The sequence below is a fragment of the Xanthomonas sp. WHRI 7065 genome (assembly GCF_040203115.2).
In the GTDB taxonomy this organism is placed as follows: Bacteria; Pseudomonadota; Gammaproteobacteria; order Xanthomonadales; family Xanthomonadaceae; genus Xanthomonas; species Xanthomonas arboricola.
In genome coordinates this window covers 1,155,361-1,179,618 of record NZ_CP168194.1, presented here as the reverse complement: position 1 = coordinate 1,179,618, position 24,258 = coordinate 1,155,361, and the positions used below count along the sequence as shown (strand labels likewise).

The following is a 24,258-nucleotide window of genomic DNA, read 5'->3' as shown; positions in this document are numbered from 1 at the left end:
ATCGCTGGGCCGGAAAGAGGAGTGGCACGCCAGGAGGGACTCGAACCCCCAACCTGCGGTTTTGGAGACCGCTGCTCTGCCAATTGAGCTACTGGCGTATGTACTCGTTTACCGCAAACCCTAAGACAACGAAGGCGGACCGCGGTTCAGCCGGCCCGCCATTCGTTTGAATCCAGCCGCCGCGAGGCGACTGGACGCAGGCACTTACTTGATGATCTTGGCAACCACGCCGGCGCCGACGGTACGACCGCCTTCACGGATGGCGAAGCGCAGGCCTTCGTCCATCGCGACCGGGTTGATCAGGGTCACGACCATCTTCACGTTGTCGCCCGGCATCACCATCTCCACGCCTTCCGGCAGCTGGCAAGCGCCAGTGATGTCGGTGGTGCGGAAGTAGAACTGCGGACGGTAGCCCTTGAAGAACGGGGTATGACGGCCACCCTCGTCCTTGGACAACACATAGACTTCGGCTTCGAACTCGGTGTGCGGCTTGATCGAACCCGGCTTGCACAGCACCTGGCCACGCTCGACGTCGTCACGCTTGGTGCCGCGCAGCAGCAGACCGGCGTTGTCGCCTGCCTGACCCTGGTCGAGCAGCTTGCGGAACATTTCCACGCCGGTGACGGTGGTCTTCTGCGTGTCGCGGATACCGACGATTTCGATTTCGTCGCCAACCTTGATGATGCCGCGCTCGATACGACCGGTCACCACGGTGCCGCGGCCGGAGATCGAGAACACGTCTTCGACCGGCATCAGGAACGGACGGTCAACGTCGCGGGTCGGCTCCGGGATGAAGGTGTCGAGCGCGTCGACCAGCTTCAGGATCGCCGGCACGCCGATGTCGCTCTGATCGCCGTCCAGCGCCAGACGCGCCGAACCGTGGATGATCGGGGTGTCATCGCCCGGGAAGTCGTACTTGCTGAGCAGCTCGCGCACTTCCATTTCGACCAGCTCGAGCAGCTCGGCGTCGTCGACCATGTCGGCCTTGTTCAGGAACACGACGATATGCGGCACACCGACCTGACGCGAGAGCAGGATGTGCTCACGGGTCTGCGGCATCGGGCCGTCAGCAGCCGAACACACCAGGATCGCGCCGTCCATCTGCGCCGCACCGGTGATCATGTTCTTGACGTAGTCGGCGTGACCGGGGCAGTCGACGTGCGCGTAGTGACGGTTCGGGGATTCGTATTCGACGTGGGCGGTCGAAATCGTGATGCCGCGCGCCTTCTCTTCCGGCGCCGCGTCGATCGCGTCATACGCCTTGAACTCGCCACCGAAACGCTCAGCACCGATCTTGGTCAGCGCGGCTGTCAACGTGGTCTTGCCATGGTCAACGTGACCGATGGTGCCGACGTTCACGTGCGGCTTGGTGCGCTCAAATTTAGCTTTTGCCATGGGTGCGTGTCTCGGTAATCGTTTGGAGTTAAAGACGATTGAGTAGTGGTGCTCACGAAAGGAATCGAACCTTCGACCTCCTCCTTACCAAGGAGGTGCTCTACCGACTGAGCTACGTGAGCGAGTTTTGCATTATGCCATGCATTTGCGTTCAATGGAGCGGGAGACGGGAATCGAACCCGCACCATCAGCTTGGAAGGCTGAGGTTCTACCGTTGAACTACTCCCGCGCCGGGAACTGCATGCCACAACGTGAAACTGGTGGAGGGAGGTGGATTCGAACCACCGAAGGCGTAAGCCAGCAGATTTACAGTCTGCCCCCGTTGGCCGCTTGGGTATCCCTCCAGCTTTTACTACCGGACCGGTGCGCGATGAGGCGAATTCGGTTCGGGGTGAAGCAGCCCGTTATTTTGTTGTGGGATGCATGCAGTGTCAACAAAAATTTTGAGCAAATCGTCAGTACCGAAGACGCGCGACCATCGGGGTCGCGCGCAACCGGTCAGACGTTGAAGCGGAAGTGCAGCACGTCGCCTTCCTGCACGCGGTATTCCTTGCCTTCCAGACGCAGACGCCCCGCATCGCGCGCACCGGCTTCGCCGCGGTGCTTGATGAAGTCGTCGAAGCCGATCGTCTCGGCGCGAATGAAGCCCTTCTCGAAGTCGGTATGGATCACCGCTGCCGCCTGCGGCGCGGTCGAGCCAGCCCTGACCGTCCACGCACGCACTTCCTTGACGCCGGCAGTGAAGTAGGTCTGCAGGCCAAGCAACTTGTAGGCGGCACGGATGACGCGATTCAGGCCCGGCTCGTCCAGACCCAGATCGGCCAGGAAGGTGTCGCGGTCCTCGTCGTCAAGCTGCGACAGCTCTTCCTCGATCGCTGCCGAGACCGGCACCACTTCGGCGCCTTCGGCCAACGCATGCCGACGCACCGCGTCCAGGTGCGGATTGTTCTCGAAACCGTCCTCGAGCACGTTGGCGATGTACATCACCGGCTTGAGCGTCAACAGGAACAGGTCGCGCACCAGCGCCTTTTCATCGTCGTCCAGGCCGGCTGCACGCCCCGCCTTGCCATCGGCCAGCGCGGCCTGCAACTTGGCCAGCACCGGCTTGCGCGCCGCGGCATCCTTGTCGCCGCCCTTGGCGCTGCGCTCGGCACGGTTGAGCGCCTTTTCCACGCTGTCCAGATCGGCCAATGCCAATTCGGTATCGATGGTTTCGATATCGCTGATCGGGTCAACCTTGTTGTTCACATGGATGACATCGTCGTTCTCGAAGCAGCGCACCACGTGGGTGATCGCATCGACCTCGCGGATATGCGCCAGGAACTTGTTGCCCAGCCCTTCGCCGCTGGCCGCACCTGCCACCAGGCCGGCAATATCGACGAACTCGACCGCGGTCGGAATCAGCTTCTGCGGCTTGACGATCTCAGCCAGTTGATTGAGGCGCGGATCCGGCACCGGCACGATGCCGACGTTCGGCTCGATGGTGCAGAACGGAAAATTGGCCGCAGCGATGCCCGCCTTGGTCAGCGCATTGAACAGGGTCGACTTGCCGACGTTGGGCAGGCCGACGATGCCGCATTTGATACCCATGGGTTTTCCAGTGAATGGAGAATCGGGAATCGAGAATGGCAAGAGCAACGCTCCTCCCATTCCCGATTCCCCATTCTCTATTTTTCCGTATGCAGGCGCTTCATCGCCTCGTTGAAATTACCGTCCAGTGCCAGCGGCAGGACATCGATGGCTGCGTCCACTGCAGTGCCGATTGTCGCGTCGTCGTCGCGCCCTGCCCGTCCCAGCACCCAGGGCACCACGCGGTCCTTGTGGCCGGGATGGCCGATGCCGATCCGCAAGCGATGGAATTTACCGTGTCCCAGCAAGCGAATGGTGTCGCGCAGGCCATTCTGGCCGCCGTGGCCGCCATCGAACTTGAGCCGCGCGATGCCCGGCGCAAGATCCAGTTCGTCGTGTGCAACGAGCAGTTGCTCCGGCTCGATCTTCCAGAACCGCAACGCGGCGGTGATCGATTTGCCGCTGAGATTCATGAAGGTGGCCGGCTTGAGCAGCCAGACCGATTGCCCGGCGATCTCGACCTTGGCGGTCTCGCCGAACAACTTGGCGTCCAGCCCCCAGCGCACGCCATGGCGCTTGACGAGGGCATCGACGAAACGAAACCCGGCGTTGTGCCGGGTTTGCGCGTGTTCCGGACCGGGATTCCCGAGTCCGACAATCAGGCGGAGTGCAGACATGCCAGTGACCGCAGCCGATCCCGCGCAGTGCGAGGGATCGGCCGACGGCTTACTTGGTCTCGGCGCCTTCGCTGCCTTCTTCACCGGCAGCGTCTTCTTCCTCGATCCGCACGTGCTTGGCAGCAACCACCGCCACGTCGTGCTCCTTGCCCAGCTTCAGTTCCGGAATTTCCACACCGGCCGGCAGCTTGATCTCGGACAAGTGGATCACGTTGCCCACTTCCAGGGCACCCAGGTCCACTTCGATGAACTCCGGCAGATCCTTCGGCAGGCAGACGACCTGAACTTCGTTGAGTTCGTGGGTGACGACCACTTCGCTGGACTTACCGGCCGGCGATGCCGCTTCGTTGATGAAGTGCAGCGGCACGGCGGCGCTGAGCTTCTCGTTGGCGCTGACGCGCTGGAAGTCGATGTGGATGATCAGCTGCTTGAACGGATGGCGCTGCATGTCACGCAGTAGCACCTGCTGCACGTCGCCATTGAGGTTCAGGTCGAGGATCGACGAGTAGAACCACTCGTTCTGCTGGGCAAGCCAGATCTGCTCATGGTTGAGCTGGATGCTGACCGGCTCGAGTTCGCCACCGTAAACGATGGCCGGAATGACGCCAGCGTGACGTAGGCGGCGGCTCGCACCCTTCCCCTCGTTCGCGCGGCGCTCGACCTTGATTTCGTGAGTCTTTGCCATGTTGTTTCACTACCTAGATTGGAATACCGCCTCGCGGCGATGAAGCGTCTCACCCGCGACCAGGCGAGACGTGGTACCGGCCCCCGGAACTCCGGGCGCCGAATGCGGCATCAGTCGACGTAGAGCGAACTCACCGACTCGCCGAAGGCGATGCGGCGAATGGTCTCGGCCAGCAGTTCGGCCACGCTCAGCTGACGAATCTTGGCGCAGGTGCGCGCGGCTTCGTTCAGCGGAATCGTGTCGGTGACCACCAGCTCGTCGAGCTGCGAATTGTTGATGTTGTCCACTGCCGGGCCGGACAGCACCGGGTGGGTGATGTAGGCCACCACCTTGAGCGCGCCACGCTGCTTCAGCGCTGCGGCGGCGGCGCACAGGGTCCCGGCGGTGTCGACCAGATCGTCGACCAGCACGCAGGTCTTGCCCTGCACGTCGCCGATGATGTTCATCACCGTGGCGACGTTGGCGCGCGGACGGCGCTTGTCGATGATGGCCAGATCCGCATCGTCCAGACGCTTGGCGACGGCGCGCGCGCGCACCACACCGCCCACGTCCGGCGATACCACGATCAGGTTGTCGGTGCCGTAGGCACGCCAGATGTCGGCCAGCAGCAGCGGCGAGGCGTAGACATTGTCGACCGGCACGTCGAAGAAGCCCTGGATCTGGTCGGCGTGCAGATCCACCGTCAACACGCGGTCGGCCTCCATTGCGCAGATCATCTTGGCGGCGACCTTGGCGGTGATCGGCACGCGCGAGGAGCGCATGCGGCGGTCCTGGCGCGAGTAGCCGAAGTACGGGATGACCGCGGTCACCGACGCGGCACTGGCGCGCTTGAGCGCGTCGATCAGCACCAGCAGCTCCATCAGGTTTTCCGCGCTTGGCGCGCAGGTCGGCTGGATCACGAACACTTCCTGCCGGCGCACGCTTTCTTCGATCTCGACCTGCACCTCGCCATCGGAGAAGCGCGTGACCAGCGCCTTGCCCATGCGAACGCCGAGCTCCTTGCAGATGCTCAGGGCAAGCGGTTTGTTGGCATTGCCGGAGAACACCAGCAGGTTACGTTGGTCTTGCATGGGATCTCTCGGGCGGCGGCAAAGAGCGTGCGGGCGATGATGGAGCTGGACAAAGCCGACCAAATGCCGGGCTTTTCGTTGAATCTCCGCACATGGATGTGCGGGCTGTTGCAGGGGACCTGCATGTACGACTGGTACAGGGGGACCTGCATCAACAACTGGCAGGGGCGGTAGGATTCGAACCTACGAATGCCAGGATCAAAACCTGGTGCCTTGGGCCTCTTGGCGACGCCCCTGCATCAAACCTGTCTCGCGTCCAGCGCGTCGAGCAGTGGCGAGTGCGCTGCACCTTCCACGACCCACGCCCTCAGGTTGTCCGGCAACTGCGCCATGGCCTGCTCTGCAGCAGCGCGCGTGGCGAATTCGACGAAACACCCGCCCCCTGACCCGGTCAAACGCGGCGTCCCGATCCTGGACAGCGCCTGGAACACTGCCTCGATGGCGGGTTCACGGCGCCGCAGAACCGGCTCGAACGCATTGTCGAGCAGGGAACCCGAAGCGAAGTCCGCTATTTTCACGGGCTCGGCATCCCGCGTCAATTCCCGTGATTGAAATAAGACCGGGGTGGGCACGTGAATTCCCGGATCGACCAGCACGTAGGACGCTGCCGGGAGACCGATCGGGGACAGTTGCTCGCCGACACCCTCGGCCCAGGCATTGTGCCCGCGCACGAACACCGGCACGTCGGCACCCAGCCGCAGCCCCAGTTCGGCCAGCGTGTCGACCGGCAAGCCCAGGCCCCACAAGGCGTTCAGCGCGACCAGCACGGTGGCGGCATCCGACGAGCCGCCGCCGAAGCCGCCGCCGGCGGGAATGCGTTTGTCGACCCGGATGTCGGCGCCGGCCTGCGTGCCCGCGCTGGATTGCAGCAGGCGCGCGGCCCGGATGACCAGGTCATCGGCTTCAGCCACGCCGGGCAGGCTGTCGCCGATGCGCCGGATCAGCCCGTCGTTGCGCACACGAAGATGAATGGTGTCCCCCCAATCCAGCAACCGGAACACGGTTTGCAGCAGGTGGTAGCCATCGGCGCGGCGCCCGACGATCTGCAGGAACAGGTTGAGCTTGGCCGGCGCAGGCCACGCCGACCAGCCCGTCTCCAGCGCGGACATCAGGGCGATACCGTCCACTGATCGACCAGCAGGCGCACCTTGGCCTCGCCGTTGCGGGCTTCGATGCGCTGCGGCAGCTCGGGTTGCCCGGCGCCGGCCGGCGCCCAGGCGAGAAAGTCGATCGTCCAGCCATCCTGCCGCACGGTACGTGGCCGCCCGGCCGCATCCAGATCGGCGCGTTCGGCGCGCGCGTCGGCGATGCGCAGCGCGCGCACCCAGTCCGGCATCTGGTTGACCGGGATGGTCCAGCCGGTCGCTTCCAGCAGCACCTGCTCGGCATCCGGGCCGCTGCGCGGGCCGCCGTCCAGCCCTTCCAGGCGTCCGGCGCCGCTGGCGGTGTCGCCGGTGAGCACCCAGCTCTGCCGGGTTACCGGCGCACTGAGCTGCACGCGGTATTTCGCACCGTCCTGCTGCCAGTCGATGCGGCCGCTACCGCCGTTGCTGCCCTTGCTGATCGCAACCCGGCCCTGGAACGACCAGGCCGGATGCGCCTGCAGCCAGGCCTGGCGTGCGGCTTCGGCCTGACGCGCACCCTCGGAAACCTGTTCGACCACTGCGGCACCACCGCCCTGCCCGCGCGGCACGCTGACGCAGGCCGACAGCCCGACCAGCACCAGCCCGCTCAGGGCCAGTGTTCGGATCGTCCCGCTCATAGCCCGAATTTTTCCACGGCGCGTTGCAGCGCGCGGTTGTCCGGATCCAGACGCCGCGCCTCATCGAAGTAGCGCCGCGCTTCGTCCTGCTTGCCGCTAACCCACAGCACCTCGCCCACGTGCGCGGCGATTTCCGGGTCCTTGACCAGGGCCCAGGCACGGCGCAGTTGCACCAGGGCTTCCTTGGTGCGGCCCATGCGATACAGCACCCAGCCGTAGCTGTCGACGATAGCCGGGTTATCCGGGTCGGCGGTGCGGGCGCGGTCGATCAGCGCCAGCGCTTCCTTGTAGCGGGTGGTGCGGTCGGCCAGGGTGTAGCCCAGCGCGTTCAGCGCCGCCACGTTTTCCGGTTCGGCCACCAGGATCTTGCGCAGGTCGGCCTCGGCACGCGCGACATCGTCACGGCGCTCCCAGGCAAGGCCGCGGGCGTACAGCAGCGCGCCGTCGTCCGGATAGGCGGCCAGGCCGCGCTCGAAGGCATCCAGCTCGCCCGCTGCGTCGTCGGCGCGCTGGTGCAGCTCGGCTTCGAGCACGTAGGCGTCGCGACGCGCGTCGTCGTCGGCAGTGGCATCGCTCTGCAATGCGCGAGCTTCGGCGAGCGCCTCGGGCTTGCGGCCCAGCTCGTACAGGGCGCTGGCGGCGCGCAGGCGCGCCTCGCTCAGCTGCGGGCCGCCGGGCACGCCGCGATACCACTCCACCGCCTCGTCGTAGCGCTTGAGGAATTCGGCGATCTTGCCGAGCAGCAGGCGGCGGTCCGGATCGGGCTTGGTGGCGTTGCTCTTGAGCTCGCCGTACAGCGCCTCCAGCGCGCTGCGATCCTTTTCCTTGGCCAGCATGGAGGCACGCAGCCCGTAGGTCTGGGTGTCCTGCGGCCCGGTCGACAAGACCCGCGCGGCGGCTTCGGTCTGCCCCATGGCGTCGTAGGCAAAGGCCAGCGCGCCACGCAGCTCGGAATCCCTGACCGCCTGCGGCTCGACATTCTTCAGCAGTGCCAGCGCTTCGTCGTTCTTGCCTTCCTGCTGCAGCTGGGTGGCGTGCAACAAGGCCACGCGCGGCTCTTCGGGGAAGCGGCGCACCACTTCGTCGACGATGCGCTTGGCCAGCGCCGGGCGCTCCATGCGCAGGGCGAGCCGGCCGAATTCCTGCCAGGCTTCGATCTGATTGGGGATGGCGCCGGCCTTGACCAGGTCTTCGAGCACGTCGGCCGAGGCTTCCGGCTCGCGCCCGCCATTGGCCAGGGCGATCAGGGCGAAGCGCCAGCCGCGCGGGTCGGGCTCCTTGAGCAGGCCGAGCAGGTCACGGCGGGCGGTACGCAAGTCGTTGCGGCGCAAGGCCAGCGAGGCCTCGGTACTGCGCATGGACATCGACGAGGGTGCGCGGGCACGCCACAGCGCCAGGGCCTCGATCGCACGCGGGTCGTCGTTGGCCAGCATGGCGATGCGGGCAGCGCGTTCGGCCAGCCCGGCGTCGCCGGCCTCGGCCTTGGCGGCATCCAGGTAGGCGCGGGCGGCATCGTCCAACTGCCCGGCCTGCAAGGCGAATTCGCCGGCGAGCACCGGCTCCAGCGAGGTGGTGCCAGCGCGACCGGGCGGCGGCGCGGGCGGTGCTTTCTTGGGTGCTGCAGTGGCACTGGTGGAGACTGCGACCAGCAAAAGAACACACAGGATGCGAATCGGTACAGGCATCGGGGGCAACCGGGCCGTAAAATGGGGCCCTGAATGGCCGCCAGCTTATCGCAAGCAACTGAACAATGACGTTGTGGGTGCTCGGACTGAATCACCAGACCGCACCTGTGGACCTGCGCGAACGCGCGGCGTTCGCAGGTGACGCGTTGCCGCGCGCGCTCGAATCCCTGCGCGCGTTGCCGCAGGTGCGCGAGGCCGCGTTGCTGTCCACCTGCAACCGCACCGAGCTGTATGCGATGTCCGACGACCCGCACAGCCTGGTGAGCTGGCTGGAGACCCATGCGCCGGGCTTGAGTGGCTACCTGTATCAGCACCAGGAGGAAGCGGCGGTGCGCCACCTGTTCCGCGTCGCCACCGGGCTGGACTCGATGGTGCTGGGCGAGCCGCAGATCCTGGGCCAGGTGAAGGATGCCTGGGCAGTGGCCCGTGCACACGGCGCACTGGGCAGCGGGCTGGACCGCCTGTTTCAGCAGACCTTCTCGGTGGCCAAGCGGGCGCGCACCGATACCCGCGTCGGTGCCAATCCGGTGTCGGTGGCCTCCACTGCGGTACGACTGGCGCAGGAATCCTTCGCGCGGCTCAATGAATCCACCGTACTGCTGATCGGCGCGGGCGAAACCATCGAGCTTGCGGCCAAACATCTGAGCGAAGGCCGCGTGCGCCGCTTGTTGATCGCCAATCGCACGCTTGCGCATGCGCAGACGCTGGCCAGCCAGCACGGCGGTTACGCCCTGCCGCTGACCGATCTGGACCGCCATCTGGCCGAAGCCGACGTGGTGTTCTCGGCCACTGCCGCGCGCGAGCCGATCGTGACGCGGGTGCAAGTGGAACAGGCGCTGCGCGCGCGCAAGCGCAAGCCGATGCTGCTGTTCGACCTGGCGGTGCCGCGCGATATCGAAGCCTCGGTGGCCGAACTCGGCGACGCCTACCTGTACACCGTGGACGACCTGGAACGCGCGGTGGAAGACAACCGCCGCGGCCGCCGTGAAGCCGCCGACCAGGCCGAAGCCATCATCGACCTGCAGGTGGCACGCTATGTCGAGACCTTGCAGGCCAACGCGCGCCAGGCGCCGCTCAAGCGCTTGCGCGCGTTCGGCGACAGCACCCGCGACGAACTACTGGCCAAGGCGCGCCAGCAATTGCATAACGGCAAGCCGGCCGACGAAGTACTGGAGCAGCTGGCGCACGCGCTGACCAACCGGCTGCTGCATCCGCCCACTGCCGCGCTGCGCGATGCCGCGCTCAACAACGACCTGGACTTGACCAACGCGGCCGACCGGCTGTTCCCGGAAAAACCGGGTTACCAACATCCCCCTGTAGCCACCCCGATCGTGAGGACCGATGACGCCGACCCTGCGCCGTAAGCTCGAAGCGCTGGCCGAGCGCCGCGAAGAACTGCGGCACCTGCTCTCTGACCCCGATGTGGTCAACAACAACGACAAGTTCCGCACGCTGTCGCGCGAACTGTCGCAGCTGGAGCCGGTGGCCGTGGCCCTGGAAGACGAAGCGCGCGCCAAGGCCGACCTGAGCGCGGCCGAAGCGATGCGCAACGATCCGGAAATGCGCGAGCTGGCCGAAGAGGAGATCGCCGCCGCACAGGCGCGCCTGGAAGAACTGGATGCGCAACTGGCCTTGCTGCTGGTGCCGCGCGACCCGCGCGATGACGGCAACCTGTTCCTGGAAGTGCGCGCCGGCACCGGCGGCGACGAGGCGGCGATCTTTGCCGGCGACCTGTTCCGCATGTACGCGCGCTATGCCGAGCGCCAGGGCTGGAAGGTGGAAATCGAATCCGACAGTCCCGGTGAGCACGGCGGCTACAAGGAAGTGGTGGCACGGGTGGTCGGACGCGGCGCGTATTCGCGGCTGAAGTTCGAGTCCGGCACCCACCGCGTGCAGCGCGTGCCGGCGACCGAGTCGCAGGGCCGCATCCACACCTCGGCGGCGACGGTGGCGATCATTCCCGAAGCCGACGATGTGGAAGAGATCGTGATCAACCCGGCCGACCTGAAAGTGGACACCTTCCGCTCGTCCGGTGCCGGCGGCCAGCACGTCAACAAGACCGAATCGGCGATCCGCATCACCCATGTGCCCAGTGGCGTGGTGGTGGAATGCCAGACCGAGCGCAGCCAGCACGCCAACCGCGACAAGGCGATGAAGCGGCTGAAGGCGCAATTGGTGGAAGCCGAACGCAGCAAGGCAGCCGCCGCCGAAGCGCAGACGCGCAAGTTGCAGGTCGGCAGCGGCGACCGCAGCCAGCGCATCCGCACCTACAGCTTCCCGCAGGGCCGCATCACCGACCACCGCGTGGAAGGCCTGACGCTGTACGACCTGCCCAACATCATCGAAGGCGATCTGGATGCACTGATCGCACGACTGCTGCACGAGCATCAGGCCGACGAACTGGCACGGTTGAGCGACAGCCCGTGAGTGCGCAGGTCCCGCGCGAGCTGCTGCAGCTGCGCGAGGCGGTGCGACGCCAGCCGGGTGATTTCATCGCCTGGCTGATGCTGGCCGATGCCGAACTCGGCATGGGCGCAATCGTTGCAGGCGAGGCCGCGGTACAACGCGCGCTTGCACTGCAGCCGGGCCATCCGGAAGCGGTGGCGCGGCTTGGCCGGGTGCGCTGGACACAGCAACGACATGCCGACGCGGCAGCGCTGTTGCAGCAGGCATCGGACCTGGTGCCACAGCATCCGGGCATCGCGTTATGGCTGGGGCATGCATTGGAAGATGCAGGCCAGGCCGAAGCGGCCGCGGCCGCGTATGCGCGTGCGCATCAGCTGCTGCCCGATGAGCCGTATATCGCTGCGCAACTGCTCAACTGGCGACGCCGCCTGTGCGATTGGCGCGAACTGGATGCGCTTGCTGCGCAGGTGCGCAGCGCCGTGGCGCAGGGCGCTGCTGCGGTGGAGCCGTTCGCCTTCCTGAGCGAGGACGCCAGCGCTGCCGAACAGCTGGCGTGTGCACGGACGCGCGCCCAGGCAGTCGCTGCGATGTTGCGCCCGTTACCGCCGACTGCCATACGCAGCCAGGGCGGGTTGCGGCTCGGCTTCGTTTCCAACGGGTTTGGTGCACATCCCACCGGCTTGCTGACGGTCGCGCTGTTCGAAGCGCTGAAGCGCCGGCAGCCGGCGCTACAACTGCATCTGTTCGCCACCAGCCATGACGACCGCAGCGAGATCCGTGCGCGCCTGGCGCAGGCCACCACGCTGCACGATGTCACCGCGCTCGGGCACCTGGCCACCGCGCAGCACATCCGCGACCAGGGCATCGATCTGCTGTTCGACCTGCGCGGCTGGGGCGGTGGCGGGCGCCCGGAAGTGTTCGCACTGCGGCCGGCACCGCTGCAGCTCAACTGGCTGGCATATCCGGGCACGTCGGGCGCGCCGTGGATGGACCATGTGCTGGGCGATGCATTTGCGCTGCCGCCGTCGCTGGAGCCGTTCTACCGCGAGCGCGTGCTGCGCCTGAACGGTGCGTTTCAGCCGTCGGACACCTCGCGCGTGGTCGCCGAGCCGCCGTCGCGGGCGCAGTGCGGTTTGCCCGAGCATGGCGTGGTGCTGTGCTGCTTCAACAACAGCTACAAGCTCAATCCCCGCAGCATGGCGCGCATGCTGGCGGTGTTGCGTGCGGTACCGGGCAGCGTGCTGTGGCTGCTGTCCGGGCCGGGCCAGGCCGACGCACGCCTGCGTGCAGTGGCGCAGACGCAGGGCGTCGATGCGCAGCGCCTGGTATTCATGCCGAAGCTGCCGCACGCGCAGTATCTGGCGCGCTACCGGCATGCGGACCTGTTCCTGGATACGCATCCATACAACGCGCATACCACCGCATCGGATGCCTTATGGGCGGGTTGCCCGGTGTTGACCACGCCCGGCGAGACATTTGCCGCGCGCGTGGCCGGCAGCCTGAATCATCACCTGGGCCTGGATGAGATGAATGCGGCCGATGACGCTGCGTTCGTGGCCAAGGCGGTGGCGTTGGCGAGTGACCCAGCGGCGTTGAGTGCGTTGCGTGCGCGGGTGGCGGAGCGTCGGCGCGAGTCGGGCGTGTTCGATATGGATGGGTTTGCCGACGGGTTCGCGGACCTGATGCAAGCACTCGCGCGCCAACATGGTTGGTCAGGTAACTAGCGGGCTGCTTGCCTTTCCAAGGTAGATGGCTGTCTTCCGCCGCACCCGCACCCCAAGGCACGCGCGCCCAGCTGTGCCTCCTCGCCCCTGCGGGAGAGGTGCTTCAAAGCGTCACTGAGTTTCTTCGAGACCTTTTCAGGTCATGGAAACAACGTGCAGAGCGGCAGCGTGGCCGGGGATTGGCGGAGAGCGGCACAAGGATGTGCCGCGGCGGCGAGTCAGACAGGATGTCTGCCGAGCCGAGGAGCCGATCCCCGGCCGCGCTGCCGCCCTCACCGAAGCGAGTACCGACAGGCATCTTGCTTCGCCGTACCCTCACCCCACCCCCTCCTCCCGGCGGGAGAGGGGCGTCCAATCTTGCCGCGTGGGCGCTCGGCGGCACGCACACCAGGGGCGCGCAAGCTGTGCCTTCTCGCCCCACAGGGAGAGCGACTTATCGATTTGCCACGAACTATCAGTTGCTAATTGGCAGTGTCAGCGAACCCCGCCGGCAACCAACGTTGTGCGGCTTCACGCCGTGGTGCTGTACCCGGTCGTTCCGGCTCGCTAGGCTTGGGACATGCCTTCCAATCTCGACTTCATTCCCTTGCACCTGTGCGTGCTGACGGTGTCCGACAGCCGCACGCTGGCCGATGATCGCTCCGGCGACTATCTGGTCGATGCCCTCACTCATGACGGCCACCTGCTGCACGAGCGCGCCCTGTGTCCGGACGATCGCTACCGCATGCGCGCGATCGTCTCTGCGTGGATCGCCGACGCGCAGGTCGATGGCATCCTGATCACTGGCGGCACCGGCTTTACCGGCCGTGACAGCACGCCGGAGGCGATCACGCCGTTGCTGGACAAGACCATGCCCGGTTTCGGCGAATTGTTCCGCGCGGTCAGTGTCGAAGAAATCGGCACCTCGTCGCTGCAGTCACGCGCGTTTGCGGGGCTTGCCAATCACAGCTTCGTATTCTGCCTGCCCGGCTCCACCTCGGCCTGCCGCACGGCCTGGGAAAAGATCGTGCGTGCGCAGCTGGATGCGCGGACCAAGCCCTGCAATCTGGCGACACTGCGTCCACGTCTGGGCGAATAGCCTGCGCGCTCCATCGCTGTTGGAACGCGCATGTCGCACCTGAAACGCAAGGCCTACAAGAAGCTGCTGGCACCGCTGCAGCTGGAACTGGTCAACATGGCGCGCTGGCTGCGCCATACCAACCAGCGCGCACTGGTGCTGGTGGAAGGCCGCGACACCGCCGGCAAGGGCGGTGTGATCCAGGCCATCGCCAGCCATCTGAACCCGCGCCAGTGCCGGGTGGTGGCGTTGCCGACACCCAACGACCGCGAAAGCACGCAATGGTATTTCCAGCGCTATGTGGCGCACCTGCCGGCGGCCGGCGAGTTGGTGCTGATGGATCGCAGCTGGTACAACCGCGCCGGCGTGGAACGGGTGATGGGCTATTGCACCGACGCCCAATACGACGCGTTTCTGGAGCAGGCGCCGCGCTTCGAACAACTGCTGGTCGACGACGGCATCCTGCTGTTCAAGTACTGGCTGTGCGTGGATCAGGCCGAGCAGGAACAGCGCTTTGCCGAACGCCAGGAAGATCCGCTCAAGGGCTGGAAACTGTCGCCGGTGGATCTGCAGTCACGCAGCAAGTACGAGGACTACACCGCCGCGCGTGAGCGCATGCTCGAGGTGACGCATACGCCGGACGCGCCGTGGACGCTGGTGGATTTCAACGACCAGAAGCGCGGCCGGTTGAGCCTGATCCGCAATCTGCTGGATCGGCTCCCGGACACCGCGGTGCCCGATGACACGCTGCAGCTGCCGCCACTGGACGGCAAGCCGCACAAGGAACGTTACGGCGTGCTGGAACCGATCGACGATTACGCCGGCCAGTCCTGAGAGATCTCGTCGCTGGCCGCGGTGGCGCGCGGCAAGGGATACAGGCCGGCCTGGCGCTCGGCCTGCTCGGCCTGCAGCACCAGCTGGCTCAGGCGCTGGCTGAACAGCTGCATGAAACCGCGGTGCAGCGGGCGCATCGCTTCGATGTAATCGACGTCGTCGGCCTGCGCGCCGAGCGGGCTGCAGGACGACAGCAGTACTTCGTCCAGGCGTAGCGCGCTATCGGGCAGACGCACCAGCGCGGCGCGGCGCAACCAGTCGCGCATGCCCTGGCGGTACTCGGCGGCCAGGATGTAGGCCACTTCGACCTGGTCCAGGTCCACATCCGGATTCCACGCCAGCACCTGGATGACCTGGGAGCGCTCGTCCAGCATGCGGCTTTCGGCAACCAGGCCGTGCAATTGCTGCAGCAGACGCCATTGGACGCCGGCGGCCTCGCGCTGCGGGGCCGGCATGGTCTCGATCGCCAGCGCCAGGCGGCGTGCGAACAGCGCCGGCACCTCGGCCAGGACGATCGGGCCGGCATCGGCGCCAAGCAGGAAACGTTCGGTGCGCAGCGTGGCGGTGTCGGGCAGGTAGCCGTCCTGCAGCGGGCGCATCACGCCGTGGTCGAGCAGCGACAGCACCACATCCAGCCAGTAGCGACGCTCCTGTTGCAGCGCGCGGTTCGCGGTGGCGTTCTGCCAGGCCGGACGGAGATCGTCCAGACGCGAGATGCAGGCCTGGGCATCCAGGGTGTCCCAGGGCGCACGGGTAGCGTCGTTGGGATCGAAATTCTCCACGCTGAGCATGCCGCCGCCGAAGTGGTGCCAGGCTGCGCCGCGCTGGGTGCCGGCAGGATCCGGCCTGGAGGCCGACAGCGGCACCGCGGGGGCCGGGCGCAACAGCGCCGCGTAGGCGTCGGCCCAGGAATCGGGCAGACGCGCCGACAGCGGATAGCTGGCAGCGGACGCGCCCAGGCCGTGACGTGCGAGCTTCAGGCTCCACAGCACCGCAGCGATCACGATGCCGCCGAAGATCCAGGCCAGCAGCCAGCTGGTGGCCGCCTGCCCTGGCTGCAGCACGCGGGTCTGCGGCTGCAGAAACAGCAACCAGCCGCTGCCCGACAGGACGCCCAAATACAGCCATGGCGCCAGCTGCGCCAGGCGACGGTTGCGGGCAGGCAGTTCGTGCCCGTCGGTGTGATCTTGAGATGGAGCGGCCATATATTCCCCCTGCACGCCTGATCGCGCTGACAAGGTTATCGGCGACGCATCGCAAGTCTGTTGGCCTGCCCGGCTGGCAGCGACTCAGCCAGTTACAAATTCTTCAGTCGGCGGCTGCGCGCAGGGCGTGCGGGTCACCGCCGCCACCCTGGCCGCCGGCGGACCTTGCCATAACCAGGTTTCCAGCGCGTCCAGCGCGGCGTCGGGCCCGGCAGCGACCACCTCCACGCTGCCGTCGGGCTGGTTGCGCGCATGCCCACGCAGGCCCAGCGCAACCGCGCGCTCGCGGGTGGAGGCGCGGAACCACACGCCCTGCACCACGCCGGTGACGATAAAGCGCGCCGCCTGCATCAGCCGGCCTTGCCGGTGATGCCCACCGCCGTCTCGATGTCGCGTGCGGTCACCGGGCCGAGGAACTGCTTGGCCACCTTGCCGTCCGGCCCGATCAGATACGTCATCGGCAACCCGCGCGGCGTGGCGAAGTCCTGCGGCGGCTGGTAGGGGTCGAGGATGGCGATCGGGTACGACACCGGGTGGTCCTTCAGGAACGCCTGCATGTCGGCGCTGCTGATGTCTTCATAGGCCAGGCCCACCACTTCGATGGTGTCGCGCATGGTGTGCAGCGCCGACAGCTCGGGCATTTCCTTCAGGCATGGCGCGCACCAGGTGGCCCAGAAATTGACCACCACCCACTTGCCGCGATGCGCGGCCAGGTCATAGGCCTCGCCGGTCACGGTCGGCAGCGACAGCTTGGGCATCTCGGCGGTCTGCTGCACCACCGAGGTGTCGGTTGGGCTGGCCGGGTCGGCGGGGGCGGCCGGCGTTTGCGGTGTTTGTGCGGTGGTCGCCGGCGCTGCACCGCCGGCGGCGGGCGTGCCCTCGCCGGTGGGTTTGCAGGCGGTCAGCAACACCAGCGGCAACAGCAGCGCACAGGCGCCGCGCACAAGGCGCACGGTCATGTAAGGTCTCCGGGAAGGTGGGTGTAGAGGTCGCCGACCGGTTGCGCCAGCACGCTGCGCAAGGGTTGGCGCAGTTGTTCCAGCGCAGCGGCAGCGGCCTGGCCGTAGGCATCGTCGCGGCACGGCAGGGGGCGGTCTTCGATCGGCACGCGCAGCTGGCAGCTTTCGTAGAGTTCGGCCAGCGGCACCACGTCCAGGTCGCGTGCCAGCAGCCACTGACCGCGCTCGTCGCGGCGCAGCAGGCGGATGCGTTTGAGTTCGCACAGCAACTCCTGCATCAGCGTGTCGGTGAGCATCGGCTCCAGCGCCAGGATGCGGTCTTCGTCCAGCCCGTTGCCGTGGATGCGTGCCTGGCGGAAGCGGCCGAGCAGGCGCAGCAGGCCATAGATCTCGAAACCCGGCGGCAGCCGCATCGCTTCGGGCTGGTAGCGGAATGCCGCCATCGAGGAGGCCAGCGAGGCGCCCAGCAGCACCGAGACCCAGCTCAGGTAGATCCACAACAGCAGGATCGGCAGCGCCGACAGCGCGCCGTAAATGCGCTGATAGGTCTGGAAATTGCCCAGATAGAAGCCGAAGCCCCATTTGACGATTTCCATCAGGATCACCGCCAGCAACGCGCCCGGCAACGCATGCCGCAGGCGTACCCCATGCTGCGGCACCACGCGGTAGATCAGCACGATGCAGACGAATTCCACCGCCATCGGCGCCAGCCGCCAGGCGAATTCGGCCAGCCACTGGCCTTCGGTGGTGCGGAATAGCGGCAGCGCGAACACGTAGGCGGCCATCGCCATCGAGGCGGCGGCCAGCATGGTGCCCAGGGTCAGCACCGTCCAGTAGATCAGGAAGCGTGTCACCTTCGGGCGTGCGGCGGCCACCCGCCAGATGCTGTTGAAGGTCTGCTCGATGCTGTGCAGGGTGATCAGCAGCGAGGCCACCAGCGCGACCATACCGGCCACGGTGAACTTGCCCAGGTCCTCCAGCGAACGATTGAGGTAGTTCTGCACCGAGCGCGCCGCGCCGGGCACGAAGTTGTTGAAGATGAAGTCGGTCAGCGCGTCCTTCCACTCGTTGAAGGCCGGGAACGCCGACAGCACCCCGAATACGACGATCGCCAGCGGCACCAGCGCAAATACCGTGGTATAGGCGAGCGAGGCGGCCGCCTGGAACAGGCGGTCGTCGAGAAAGCGGCGCCACAGGAAGCGCCCGAAGCTGACCGTCCGCGCGCGGTCGCGCAGCCGTTCTTTCCATTGGTGGATTTTGTTCACACGCGACATCGCGCAAGGGTACCCGATGCGCCGTCATCGCGGCCTTGCCGCAACTGCGGCGTGCAGGCAGGCGGTGGCTTGGCCGATACTGCGGCAACTCACACAGGCGGTAGATGCGCGATGGCGGAGATTCTGGTGCTGTATTACAGCCGTGGCGGTTCGGTGGCGCGGCTGGCGCGGCAGATCGCGCGCGGCATCGGCGAAGTGCCGGGCATGGGCGCGCGGCTACGCACGGTACCGCCGGTAGCGGCGGTGACCCAGACCAGCGCCCCGCCGGTGCCGGACGAGGGCGCGCCGTATGTGGACAAGGCCGATCTGGCCGAATGCAGCGGTTTGCTGCTGGGCAGCCCGACCCGCTTCGGCAACATGGCCGCGCCGATGAAGCATTTCCTCGACGGCCTGGGCGCCGAGTGGGCCAGCGGCATCCTGGCCGGCAAGCCGGCAGGCGTGTTCACCTCCACCGCCTCGATGCACGGCGGCCAGGAATCCACCTTGCTGTCGATGCACCTGCCGCTGCTGCACCACGGCTGCCTGATCGTCGGCATCCCGTTCACCGAGCCGGCGCTCAGCCATACCACCAGCGGCGGCACACCCTATGGCGCCAGCCATGTCTCCGGTGCCGGCGGCGACCCGCAACCGAGCGAGGACGAAGCGCTGCTGGCGCGTGCGTTGGGCCGCCGGGTGGCCGATATCGCCCGGCGCCTGGCCAGCCCATGAGCCTGCGCGCCACGCACTGGCTACTGACGGCCGCGCTGATCGCGCTGACGGTGCTGTTCGTGAGCTGGTTCCACGACGACCGCCACCGCACTGCCGCGCTGCTGGTGTTCGCACTGCCGCCGGCGCTGATGGCCGCGCTGGCGCTGCGCAGCGCACGTGCGCGTTTCTGGGCCGGCGTGTTCGCGCTGGGCTGGTTCAGTCACGGCGTGATGGCCGCCTGGAGCCAGCCGCAGGCGCGTGGGCTGGCCTGGCTGGAAGTGCTGCTGGCCCTGCTGGTGGTGGCATTGGTGGGCGGCCCCGGCATGGCGGCGCGCTTCGGCCGCAAGCGCCCTCCACGTTGACCCGCTTGGGCAGCACCCGCGCCGGGGTCGTATCATGACGGCCCTCGCGCGGCCTGCACCGCGCCCGTTTGAAGGACCCGCAGCAATGGAAGACCTCCTGATCGTCACCACCGGTGGCACGATCGACAAGATCTACTTCGACGACAAATCGGACTACCAGATCGGCGACCCGCAGATCGGCCAGATCCTCAAGGAGCTGGGCGTGACCTTCCGCTTCTCGGTGATTCCGATCATCCGCAAGGATTCGCTGCATATCACCGCTGCCGACCGCGAACTGGTGCGCGCCACCATCGCCGCCCAGCCGACACGCCACGTGCTGATCACCCACGGCACCGACTCGATGGTGGAAACCGGCAAGGTGCTGCAGTCGATCGCTGACAAGACCATCGTGATGACCGGCGCGCTCAATCCGGCGCGCTTTCGCGGCTCCGATGCCGAGTTCAACATCGGCTGCGCGGTCGGCGCGGTGCAGTCGCTGCCGGCGGGCGTGTACATCGCCATGAACGGGCGCATCTGGAATCCGGAAAAGGTGCGCAAGAACGTCGCCGCCAACCGCTTCGAATCGCTCTGACGCCATGAGCAAGGCCACCCGCGCGACCAAGGCATTGGATGCCGCCGGCGTGGCCTATGTGTTGCACCCCTACGCCTACCAGGCCGATGCCGACGCGAAGGGCGTGCAGGCGGCGAACGCCCTGGGACTGGCGCCGCACACGGTGCTGAAAACATTGATGGCCTGGGTCGACGACCAGCCGGTGTGCGTGGTGATCCCGTGCGATCGCCGGGTGTCGCTGAAGAAACTGGCCAGTGCCTGCAACGGCAAGTCGGCGCGCATGATGGAGGTGGCCGATGCCGAGCGTCGCACCGGCTACAAGGTCGGCGGCATCAGCCCGCTGGGGCAGCAACGCCAGGCCCCGGTCCTGATCGAAGCCAGCGCGCTGGATGCCCCGTCGCTGTGGATCAACGCCGGGCAACGCGGCTTGCTGCTGGAGTTGCCGGGCGACGGCATCGTTGCCGCATTGCAGGCGCGGCCCTGCAGTGTTTGCGACTAGCCGCGGCGAAACACCGCGCCGCGTGCAGGCCGGCTGACGCAAGCCGGCATCTGGAAATCCAAAGGTGGCTCCGGTTTGCTGCAGCGGTCACGCACGTCCGCTGCGGCGTGACGCATCGCCAACGCCACATGGCCGATGCAAGATCACGCCCCAAGGAAGACCGAAGTCCTGCACCCCACCGGCGCAGGACTCCGCGCACGCTCAGTACGTAGCCACCAGCGTGACCGCCGAGAACGCCAGCGTGGCCTTGAGCCGCACGTAATACACCCCTGGCGCGGGCGCGCTCAGCGTGCAGCTGTCGGCATTGCCCACCACCGCAGTGCGGCAGTTGTAGGCGGTATCGCTCGGCAATGCACCGGCACGCAGCGACAGATCGGCATTGCCGCTACCACCGCTGAGCGCCACCCGCAGGCTGCGCGTGCCTGCGGGCACATTGACCTGGTAATACAGCGAGCCACCGGTGGCTGCGGCCAGGCCGTTGCGTGCTGCATTGCTGGTCAGGGTGGTCGAGGCGATCACCGCAGCCACCGCACCATCAGCGTTGACCAGCCCTGCCCCACACCCCTGCGGACACGCCACCGGCAATGCACGCGCAGTGCTCTTGAGCATCGCTTCGACGCTGGCCGCGCTGAGTGGATTGAGCGCCACCGACTGCATCAACGCCACCACGCCGGCCACGTGCGGCGCCGCCATCGAGGTGCCGCTGTAGACCGCGTAACTGGGACTGCCCGCCGCCGTGCTGCCGCTGTTGAGCGTGGACAGAATTGCCTGCCCGGGCGCGGCGATATCCACGCCCTGGCCGAAGTTGGAAAAGCTGGCCTTGGCCCCGGCCGAGGTGGTCGCCGCCACCGCGATCACGTTCGGGCAATTGGCCGGCACGCTCTGGGACACGTCGCTATTGCTGTTGCCGGCGGCCACCACCACGCTGGTCCCGCGCGACACCGCGCTGGCGATCGCATTGCTCAAGGTGGTCGAGCAGGAACCGATGCCGCCCAGCGACAGATTGATCACCCTGGCCGGGGTCGGATTGGCCGGCACACCGGACACCGTGCCGCCGGAGGCCCACACGATCGCATCGGCGATGTCGGACAGATAGCCGCCGCAACGGCCCAGCACGCGCACCGGCAGCACCTTGGCATTGAATGCCACGCCTGCGGTACCGGCACCATTGTTGGCGGCGGCCGCGACGATGCCGGCCACATGGGTGCCGTGCCAGCTGGAGCTGGACGCGCCCGCACCGCTGCCGCACTCGTTGGCCGCGGCCCAGTCGCCCAGATCGGTGGCGTCAGTGTCGCGCGCATTGCCGTCACGGGCGATGAAGGCGTCGCTGATGAAGTCATAGCCGGCCAGCATATTGGCCGACAGCTCCGGATGCGCGGTCACGCCGGTATCGATCACTGCCACCACCGCGCCCTTGCCGGTGGCCTTGTCCCAGGCCGGCCGCACGTTGATGCCGGCGCTGGTGGTGCCCAGCGCCCATTGCTCGGACAGGCGGCTGTCGTTGGGCACCAGCATCGGGCGCAGCAGCATGTCCACTTCCACCCGCTTGACCGCCGGGTCGGCCGCCAGACGACGCATCAGGGTTTCCGCATCGACCCGGTCCAGCGCGCGGTCGGCCACCAGCAATTGCGGCCCGACCCCGAGCCAGCGCGACGATGACAGGCCGAGCGCCCGCCCGCGCCGCGCCGGCACCGCACGGGCGATCTCGCGTAACGAGCCACTCAGACGCCCACGGTTGCCGGCGCTGCTGTCCTTGTAGCTGACGATGAAACGCTGATGAGCGGACGCCGACCCCAGCCCCTGCAGGCTGACGTCGCCAGCGAATGCAGGCGCAGTGCCGCATAGCAGTGCACAGGCCAGCGCGACATGGCGCAGCCCCTTGAACGGTAAATAACGCATGGATCGACCCCTCCCCGGGATGTCGTGGTGCAAACGAGGGCACATCTGTGCCGCCCTTGCATCGTGGTGAGGCGCGCCGACTGGCGTCGCTGCCCACCTGCCCACGCTATCGACCGGGTATGGACGGACCTGAGCCGGGATCGCTGGCCAGGCGTGGCGAACCACCGGGTTGGTTAAGGTGGCCTGTTGAAGTCAGATGCCGGCGGCGACCAGGACCGCGCCGTCCTACTCTCCAGCGCCGCCCCCAAAACGCCGTTGCCCCGCACTTGGCGGGGCAATGGGGTATCGAGCGTGCTGCAGACACACCGCATCACGCAGACCGCAGCGCTGCCAACGGCTCGGCCGCTAGCAGCGCGAGGCGTCTTACGGGGTCTGGCTGACCGCGCCGGCCGCGTTGACGATGCCGGCACCGCAGCCGCCCGAGCAGGCGCCCGGCAGCGGACGCGCGGTGTTCTTCAACAGCGTTTCCACCGCCGCCGGGGTCAGCGGACGGCTGGCCGCCGACTGCACCAGCGCCACCACGCCGGCCACGTGCGGGGCCGCCATCGAGGTACCGTTGTAGGAGGCGTAGCTGGCGCTGCCCGGGGTGGTGGTGCCGCTGTTGAGCGTGGATAGGATCGCCGAGCCCGGGCCGGAGATGTCGATGGTGCTGCCGAAGTTGGAGAAGCTCGAACGCGCACCGGCCGAGGTGATCGACGCCACCGAGATCACGTTGGCGCAGCTGGCCGGGGTGAAGTTGGCCACGTTGGCATTGCTGTTGCCGGCCGCCACCACCACCGTGGTGCCGCGCGATACCGCGCCGTTGATGGCGTTCTGGTAGGTGCTCGAGCAGGTGCCGTTGCCGCCCAGCGACATGTTGATCACTTCGGCCGGATTGGCATTGGCCGGCACGCCGGAGACGGTGCCGCCGGATGCCCACACGATTGCGTCGGCAATGTCGGAGGTGGTGCCGCCGCACAGGCCCAGCGCACGCACCGGCACGATGCGCGCATTGAATGCGGTGCCGGCCACACCGGTGCTGTTGTTGGTGACCGCAGCGATGGTGCCGGCCACGTGGGTGCCGTGCCAGCTGGAGTTGGCCGCTGCCACGCCGGAGCCGCATTGGTTGGCTGCGCGCCAGTCGCCCTGGTCGGCCGGGTTGTTGTCGCGGCCATTGTTGTCGCGCGCACGCGCCGCGTCGCTGATGAAGTCATAGCCCGGCAGCACGTTGGCGTTGAGGTCGGGGTGGCTGGTGATGCCGGTGTCGATCACCGCCACCACCACGCCGGTGCCGGTGGCGGTATCCCAGGCCGGACGCACGTTGATGCTCGAGGCGGTGGTGCCGAAGCCCCACTGCTCTGACAGACGGGTGTCGTTAGGGGTCAGCGTCGGGTACATGATCTGATCGACTTCCACGTACTCCACGCTCGGGTCGGCGGCGATCCGGCGCATCAGCGTCTCGGCCTCGGCACGGTCCAGGCCACGGTCGGTCTTGAGCACTTCCGATCCCAGCGCGGTGCGACGCAGGTGATTCAGGCCCAGCGCGCGGCCGGCGCGTGCCGGCACAGCGGTGGCGACCGAAGTGAGCGATGCGCGCATCGAGGTCGGGCTCACCGCGGCGCTGGAACCGTCCCTGTACTTGACGATGAAGCGGTCCAGGGTGGGCTGCGAATCCAGCCCGGAAAGATTGACCTGACCGGCAAACGCCGGCACTGCCAGCAGCGAGGTCAGCGCGGACACACCCAGAACCACCAGCGCGCGCGTGGGCGCACGACGTTGCGACACATTGGACATCGATCGTTCCTTATTTGAGAGGGTGCCGCAGTTGCGGCGAGATGGCCGAACCGGCTCCACGTGCTGCGGATCGGGTCAGGCAGTGCACGGGCGCGGGCGCCCGGCGAGACGACTGACCGATGTCCATTCCGGTCGAGCGGCAACACACCGCCGGCGCCTGCCGATGCGGCAGACGTGGGCGATACG

Annotated in this window: 23 protein-coding genes and 5 tRNA genes; 9 read left to right on the top strand and 19 right to left on the bottom strand. The window is 67.1% G+C overall.

The features are described from left to right. Window positions 1-22 precede the first annotated feature (22 nt). The 13 genes from ABQY64_RS05045 to ABQY64_RS04985 all read right to left on the bottom strand — a co-directional run bounded on the left by ABQY64_RS05045 (window position 23) and on the right by ABQY64_RS04985 (window position 8,843). A tRNA-Trp gene (locus ABQY64_RS05045) sits at window positions 23-98 on the bottom strand. Between the two features lie 106 nt (window positions 99-204). Continuing rightward, entirely contained in the window at window positions 205-1,395 is a 1,191-nt protein-coding gene (tuf, locus tag ABQY64_RS05040; protein ID WP_024938571.1) for an elongation factor Tu, read from the bottom strand. Window positions 1,396-1,441: 46 nt separating this feature from the next. Continuing rightward, a tRNA-Thr gene (locus ABQY64_RS05035) sits at window positions 1,442-1,517 on the bottom strand. Window positions 1,518-1,550: 33 nt separating this feature from the next. After that, window positions 1,551-1,624 (bottom strand) — tRNA-Gly (locus ABQY64_RS05030). A gap of 29 nt (window positions 1,625-1,653) precedes the next feature. Then, window positions 1,654-1,739, bottom strand: a tRNA-Tyr gene (locus ABQY64_RS05025). Between the two features lie 154 nt (window positions 1,740-1,893). Further along, the gene (gene ychF, locus ABQY64_RS05020; protein ID WP_016900686.1) at window positions 1,894-2,985 is read right to left on the bottom strand and encodes a redox-regulated ATPase YchF; all 1,092 of its coding nucleotides are present in this window, start codon (window positions 2,983-2,985) and stop codon (window positions 1,894-1,896) included. Between the two features lie 77 nt (window positions 2,986-3,062). After that, entirely contained in the window at window positions 3,063-3,641 is a 579-nt protein-coding gene (gene pth, locus ABQY64_RS05015; RefSeq protein WP_349780379.1) for an aminoacyl-tRNA hydrolase, read from the bottom strand. Between the two features lie 49 nt (window positions 3,642-3,690). Then, window positions 3,691-4,326: a 50S ribosomal protein L25/general stress protein Ctc gene (locus ABQY64_RS05010; protein WP_016900688.1), complete on the bottom strand. Its 636-nt coding sequence runs from the start codon at window positions 4,324-4,326 to the stop codon at window positions 3,691-3,693. A gap of 110 nt (window positions 4,327-4,436) precedes the next feature. Next, window positions 4,437-5,396 carry a ribose-phosphate diphosphokinase gene (locus ABQY64_RS05005; RefSeq protein WP_002811729.1) on the bottom strand — a complete coding sequence of 320 codons (960 nt, stop codon included), beginning with the start codon at window positions 5,394-5,396 and terminating at the stop codon, window positions 4,437-4,439. A gap of 159 nt (window positions 5,397-5,555) precedes the next feature. Next, window positions 5,556-5,632, bottom strand: a tRNA-Gln gene (locus ABQY64_RS05000). Between the two features lie 3 nt (window positions 5,633-5,635). After that, window positions 5,636-6,523 (bottom strand): 4-(cytidine 5'-diphospho)-2-C-methyl-D-erythritol kinase, encoded by an 888-nt coding sequence (gene ispE, locus ABQY64_RS04995; protein ID WP_024938574.1) that lies wholly within the window; start codon window positions 6,521-6,523, stop codon window positions 5,636-5,638. Further along, window positions 6,505-7,158, bottom strand: coding sequence for a lipoprotein insertase outer membrane protein LolB (gene lolB, locus ABQY64_RS04990; protein ID WP_024938575.1), 654 nt, complete (start codon window positions 7,156-7,158; stop codon window positions 6,505-6,507). Before lolB ends, ispE begins: the two co-directional genes overlap by 19 nt. Continuing rightward, window positions 7,155-8,843, bottom strand: a complete 1,689-nt coding sequence (locus ABQY64_RS04985; protein ID WP_349780378.1) for a tetratricopeptide repeat protein — start codon at window positions 8,841-8,843, stop codon at window positions 7,155-7,157. The genes lolB and ABQY64_RS04985 overlap by 4 nt, the downstream gene beginning before the upstream one ends. Before the next feature lie 65 nt (window positions 8,844-8,908). Between ABQY64_RS04985 and hemA the strand changes: the two genes are divergently transcribed. The 5 genes from hemA (at window position 8,909) to ppk2 (ending at window position 14,864) form a co-directional block, all read left to right on the top strand. Beyond that, window positions 8,909-10,207: a glutamyl-tRNA reductase gene (hemA, locus tag ABQY64_RS04980; RefSeq protein ID WP_024938577.1), complete on the top strand. Its 1,299-nt coding sequence runs from the start codon at window positions 8,909-8,911 to the stop codon at window positions 10,205-10,207. After that, window positions 10,185-11,270 carry a peptide chain release factor 1 gene (gene prfA, locus ABQY64_RS04975; protein WP_024938578.1) on the top strand — a complete coding sequence of 362 codons (1,086 nt, stop codon included), beginning with the start codon at window positions 10,185-10,187 and terminating at the stop codon, window positions 11,268-11,270. Before hemA ends, prfA begins: the two co-directional genes overlap by 23 nt. Beyond that, a complete protein-coding gene (locus ABQY64_RS04970) occupies window positions 11,267-12,973 on the top strand; it encodes a tetratricopeptide repeat protein (protein ID WP_167704706.1) in 1,707 nt (568 codons plus the stop codon). Before prfA ends, ABQY64_RS04970 begins: the two co-directional genes overlap by 4 nt. Before the next feature lie 559 nt (window positions 12,974-13,532). Next, a complete protein-coding gene (gene moaB / locus ABQY64_RS04965; RefSeq protein WP_104556002.1) occupies window positions 13,533-14,051 on the top strand; it encodes a molybdenum cofactor biosynthesis protein B in 519 nt (172 codons plus the stop codon). A 30-nt stretch (window positions 14,052-14,081) separates the two neighbouring features. Next, complete coding sequence (gene ppk2 / locus ABQY64_RS04960; protein ID WP_024938581.1) at window positions 14,082-14,864, top strand: polyphosphate kinase 2; 783 nt, start codon at window positions 14,082-14,084, stop codon at window positions 14,862-14,864. On the opposite strand, the gene ABQY64_RS04955 is transcribed toward ppk2, so the two are convergent. From ABQY64_RS04955 to ABQY64_RS04940, 4 genes are all read right to left on the bottom strand, one after another. Then, window positions 14,846-16,069 (bottom strand): hypothetical protein, encoded by a 1,224-nt coding sequence (locus tag ABQY64_RS04955; protein ID WP_126968013.1) that lies wholly within the window; start codon window positions 16,067-16,069, stop codon window positions 14,846-14,848. The genes ppk2 and ABQY64_RS04955 overlap by 19 nt on opposite strands. Window positions 16,070-16,153: 84 nt before the next feature. After that, window positions 16,154-16,420 carry an acylphosphatase gene (locus ABQY64_RS04950; RefSeq protein WP_104593907.1) on the bottom strand — a complete coding sequence of 89 codons (267 nt, stop codon included), beginning with the start codon at window positions 16,418-16,420 and terminating at the stop codon, window positions 16,154-16,156. After that, entirely contained in the window at window positions 16,420-17,028 is a 609-nt protein-coding gene (locus ABQY64_RS04945; RefSeq protein WP_016900699.1) for a TlpA disulfide reductase family protein, read from the bottom strand. The genes ABQY64_RS04950 and ABQY64_RS04945 overlap by 1 nt, the downstream gene beginning before the upstream one ends. Then, on the bottom strand, window positions 17,025-18,302 hold the full coding sequence (locus ABQY64_RS04940; protein WP_115510485.1) for a YihY family inner membrane protein: 1,278 nt from the start codon (window positions 18,300-18,302) through the stop codon (window positions 17,025-17,027). Before ABQY64_RS04940 ends, ABQY64_RS04945 begins: the two co-directional genes overlap by 4 nt. 51 nt (window positions 18,303-18,353) lie before the next feature. Between ABQY64_RS04940 and wrbA the strand changes: the two genes are divergently transcribed. The 4 genes from wrbA (at window position 18,354) to ybaK (ending at window position 20,400) form a co-directional block, all read left to right on the top strand. Continuing rightward, a complete protein-coding gene (wrbA, locus tag ABQY64_RS04935; protein WP_172454310.1) occupies window positions 18,354-19,010 on the top strand; it encodes an NAD(P)H:quinone oxidoreductase in 657 nt (218 codons plus the stop codon). After that, window positions 19,007-19,351 (top strand): DUF2069 domain-containing protein, encoded by a 345-nt coding sequence (locus tag ABQY64_RS04930; protein WP_039523750.1) that lies wholly within the window; start codon window positions 19,007-19,009, stop codon window positions 19,349-19,351. The genes wrbA and ABQY64_RS04930 overlap by 4 nt, the downstream gene beginning before the upstream one ends. Before the next feature lie 85 nt (window positions 19,352-19,436). Then, entirely contained in the window at window positions 19,437-19,922 is a 486-nt protein-coding gene (locus ABQY64_RS04925) for an asparaginase domain-containing protein (RefSeq protein ID WP_102583828.1), read from the top strand. Between the two features lie 4 nt (window positions 19,923-19,926). Beyond that, window positions 19,927-20,400: a Cys-tRNA(Pro) deacylase gene (gene ybaK / locus ABQY64_RS04920; RefSeq protein WP_115510486.1), complete on the top strand. Its 474-nt coding sequence runs from the start codon at window positions 19,927-19,929 to the stop codon at window positions 20,398-20,400. A gap of 201 nt (window positions 20,401-20,601) precedes the next feature. On the opposite strand, the gene ABQY64_RS04915 is transcribed toward ybaK, so the two are convergent. Next, complete coding sequence (locus tag ABQY64_RS04915) at window positions 20,602-22,299, bottom strand: S8 family peptidase (RefSeq protein ID WP_115510487.1); 1,698 nt, start codon at window positions 22,297-22,299, stop codon at window positions 20,602-20,604. A gap of 363 nt (window positions 22,300-22,662) precedes the next feature. After that, the gene (locus ABQY64_RS04910; RefSeq protein WP_349780377.1) at window positions 22,663-24,072 is read right to left on the bottom strand and encodes a S8 family peptidase; all 1,410 of its coding nucleotides are present in this window, start codon (window positions 24,070-24,072) and stop codon (window positions 22,663-22,665) included. Window positions 24,073-24,258: the final 186 nt, after the last annotated feature.

Bases quoted from the DNA above. Each gene is read 5' to 3' on its own strand.
- ychF (WP_016900686.1), bottom strand. From the start codon at position 2,985: ATGGGTATCAAATGCGGCATCGTCGGCCTGCCCAACGTCGGCAAGTCG.
- ABQY64_RS05005 (WP_002811729.1), bottom strand. From the start codon at position 5,396: ATGCAAGACCAACGTAACCTGCTGGTGTTCTCCGGCAATGCCAACAAA.
- ABQY64_RS04910 (WP_349780377.1), bottom strand. From the start codon at position 24,072: ATGTCCAATGTGTCGCAACGTCGTGCGCCCACGCGCGCGCTGGTGGTT.
- ABQY64_RS04940 (WP_115510485.1), bottom strand. From the start codon at position 18,302: ATGTCGCGTGTGAACAAAATCCACCAATGGAAAGAACGGCTGCGCGAC.
- ABQY64_RS04945 (WP_016900699.1), bottom strand. From the start codon at position 17,028: ATGACCGTGCGCCTTGTGCGCGGCGCCTGTGCGCTGCTGTTGCCGCTG.
- ABQY64_RS05010 (WP_016900688.1), bottom strand. From the start codon at position 4,326: ATGGCAAAGACTCACGAAATCAAGGTCGAGCGCCGCGCGAACGAGGGG.
- ABQY64_RS04930 (WP_039523750.1), top strand. From the start codon at position 19,007: ATGAGCCTGCGCGCCACGCACTGGCTACTGACGGCCGCGCTGATCGCG.
- ybaK (WP_115510486.1), top strand. From the start codon at position 19,927: ATGAGCAAGGCCACCCGCGCGACCAAGGCATTGGATGCCGCCGGCGTG.
- ABQY64_RS04955 (WP_126968013.1), bottom strand. From the start codon at position 16,069: ATGGCCGCTCCATCTCAAGATCACACCGACGGGCACGAACTGCCTGCC.
- ABQY64_RS04985 (WP_349780378.1), bottom strand. From the start codon at position 8,843: ATGCCTGTACCGATTCGCATCCTGTGTGTTCTTTTGCTGGTCGCAGTC.
- ppk2 (WP_024938581.1), top strand. From the start codon at position 14,082: ATGTCGCACCTGAAACGCAAGGCCTACAAGAAGCTGCTGGCACCGCTG.
- tuf (WP_024938571.1), bottom strand. From the start codon at position 1,395: ATGGCAAAAGCTAAATTTGAGCGCACCAAGCCGCACGTGAACGTCGGC.
- lolB (WP_024938575.1), bottom strand. From the start codon at position 7,158: ATGAGCGGGACGATCCGAACACTGGCCCTGAGCGGGCTGGTGCTGGTC.
- ABQY64_RS04950 (WP_104593907.1), bottom strand. From the start codon at position 16,420: ATGCAGGCGGCGCGCTTTATCGTCACCGGCGTGGTGCAGGGCGTGTGG.
- pth (WP_349780379.1), bottom strand. From the start codon at position 3,641: ATGTCTGCACTCCGCCTGATTGTCGGACTCGGGAATCCCGGTCCGGAA.
- moaB (WP_104556002.1), top strand. From the start codon at position 13,533: ATGCCTTCCAATCTCGACTTCATTCCCTTGCACCTGTGCGTGCTGACG.
- prfA (WP_024938578.1), top strand. From the start codon at position 10,185: ATGACGCCGACCCTGCGCCGTAAGCTCGAAGCGCTGGCCGAGCGCCGC.
- hemA (WP_024938577.1), top strand. From the start codon at position 8,909: ATGACGTTGTGGGTGCTCGGACTGAATCACCAGACCGCACCTGTGGAC.
- ABQY64_RS04925 (WP_102583828.1), top strand. From the start codon at position 19,437: ATGGAAGACCTCCTGATCGTCACCACCGGTGGCACGATCGACAAGATC.
- ABQY64_RS04915 (WP_115510487.1), bottom strand. From the start codon at position 22,299: ATGCGTTATTTACCGTTCAAGGGGCTGCGCCATGTCGCGCTGGCCTGT.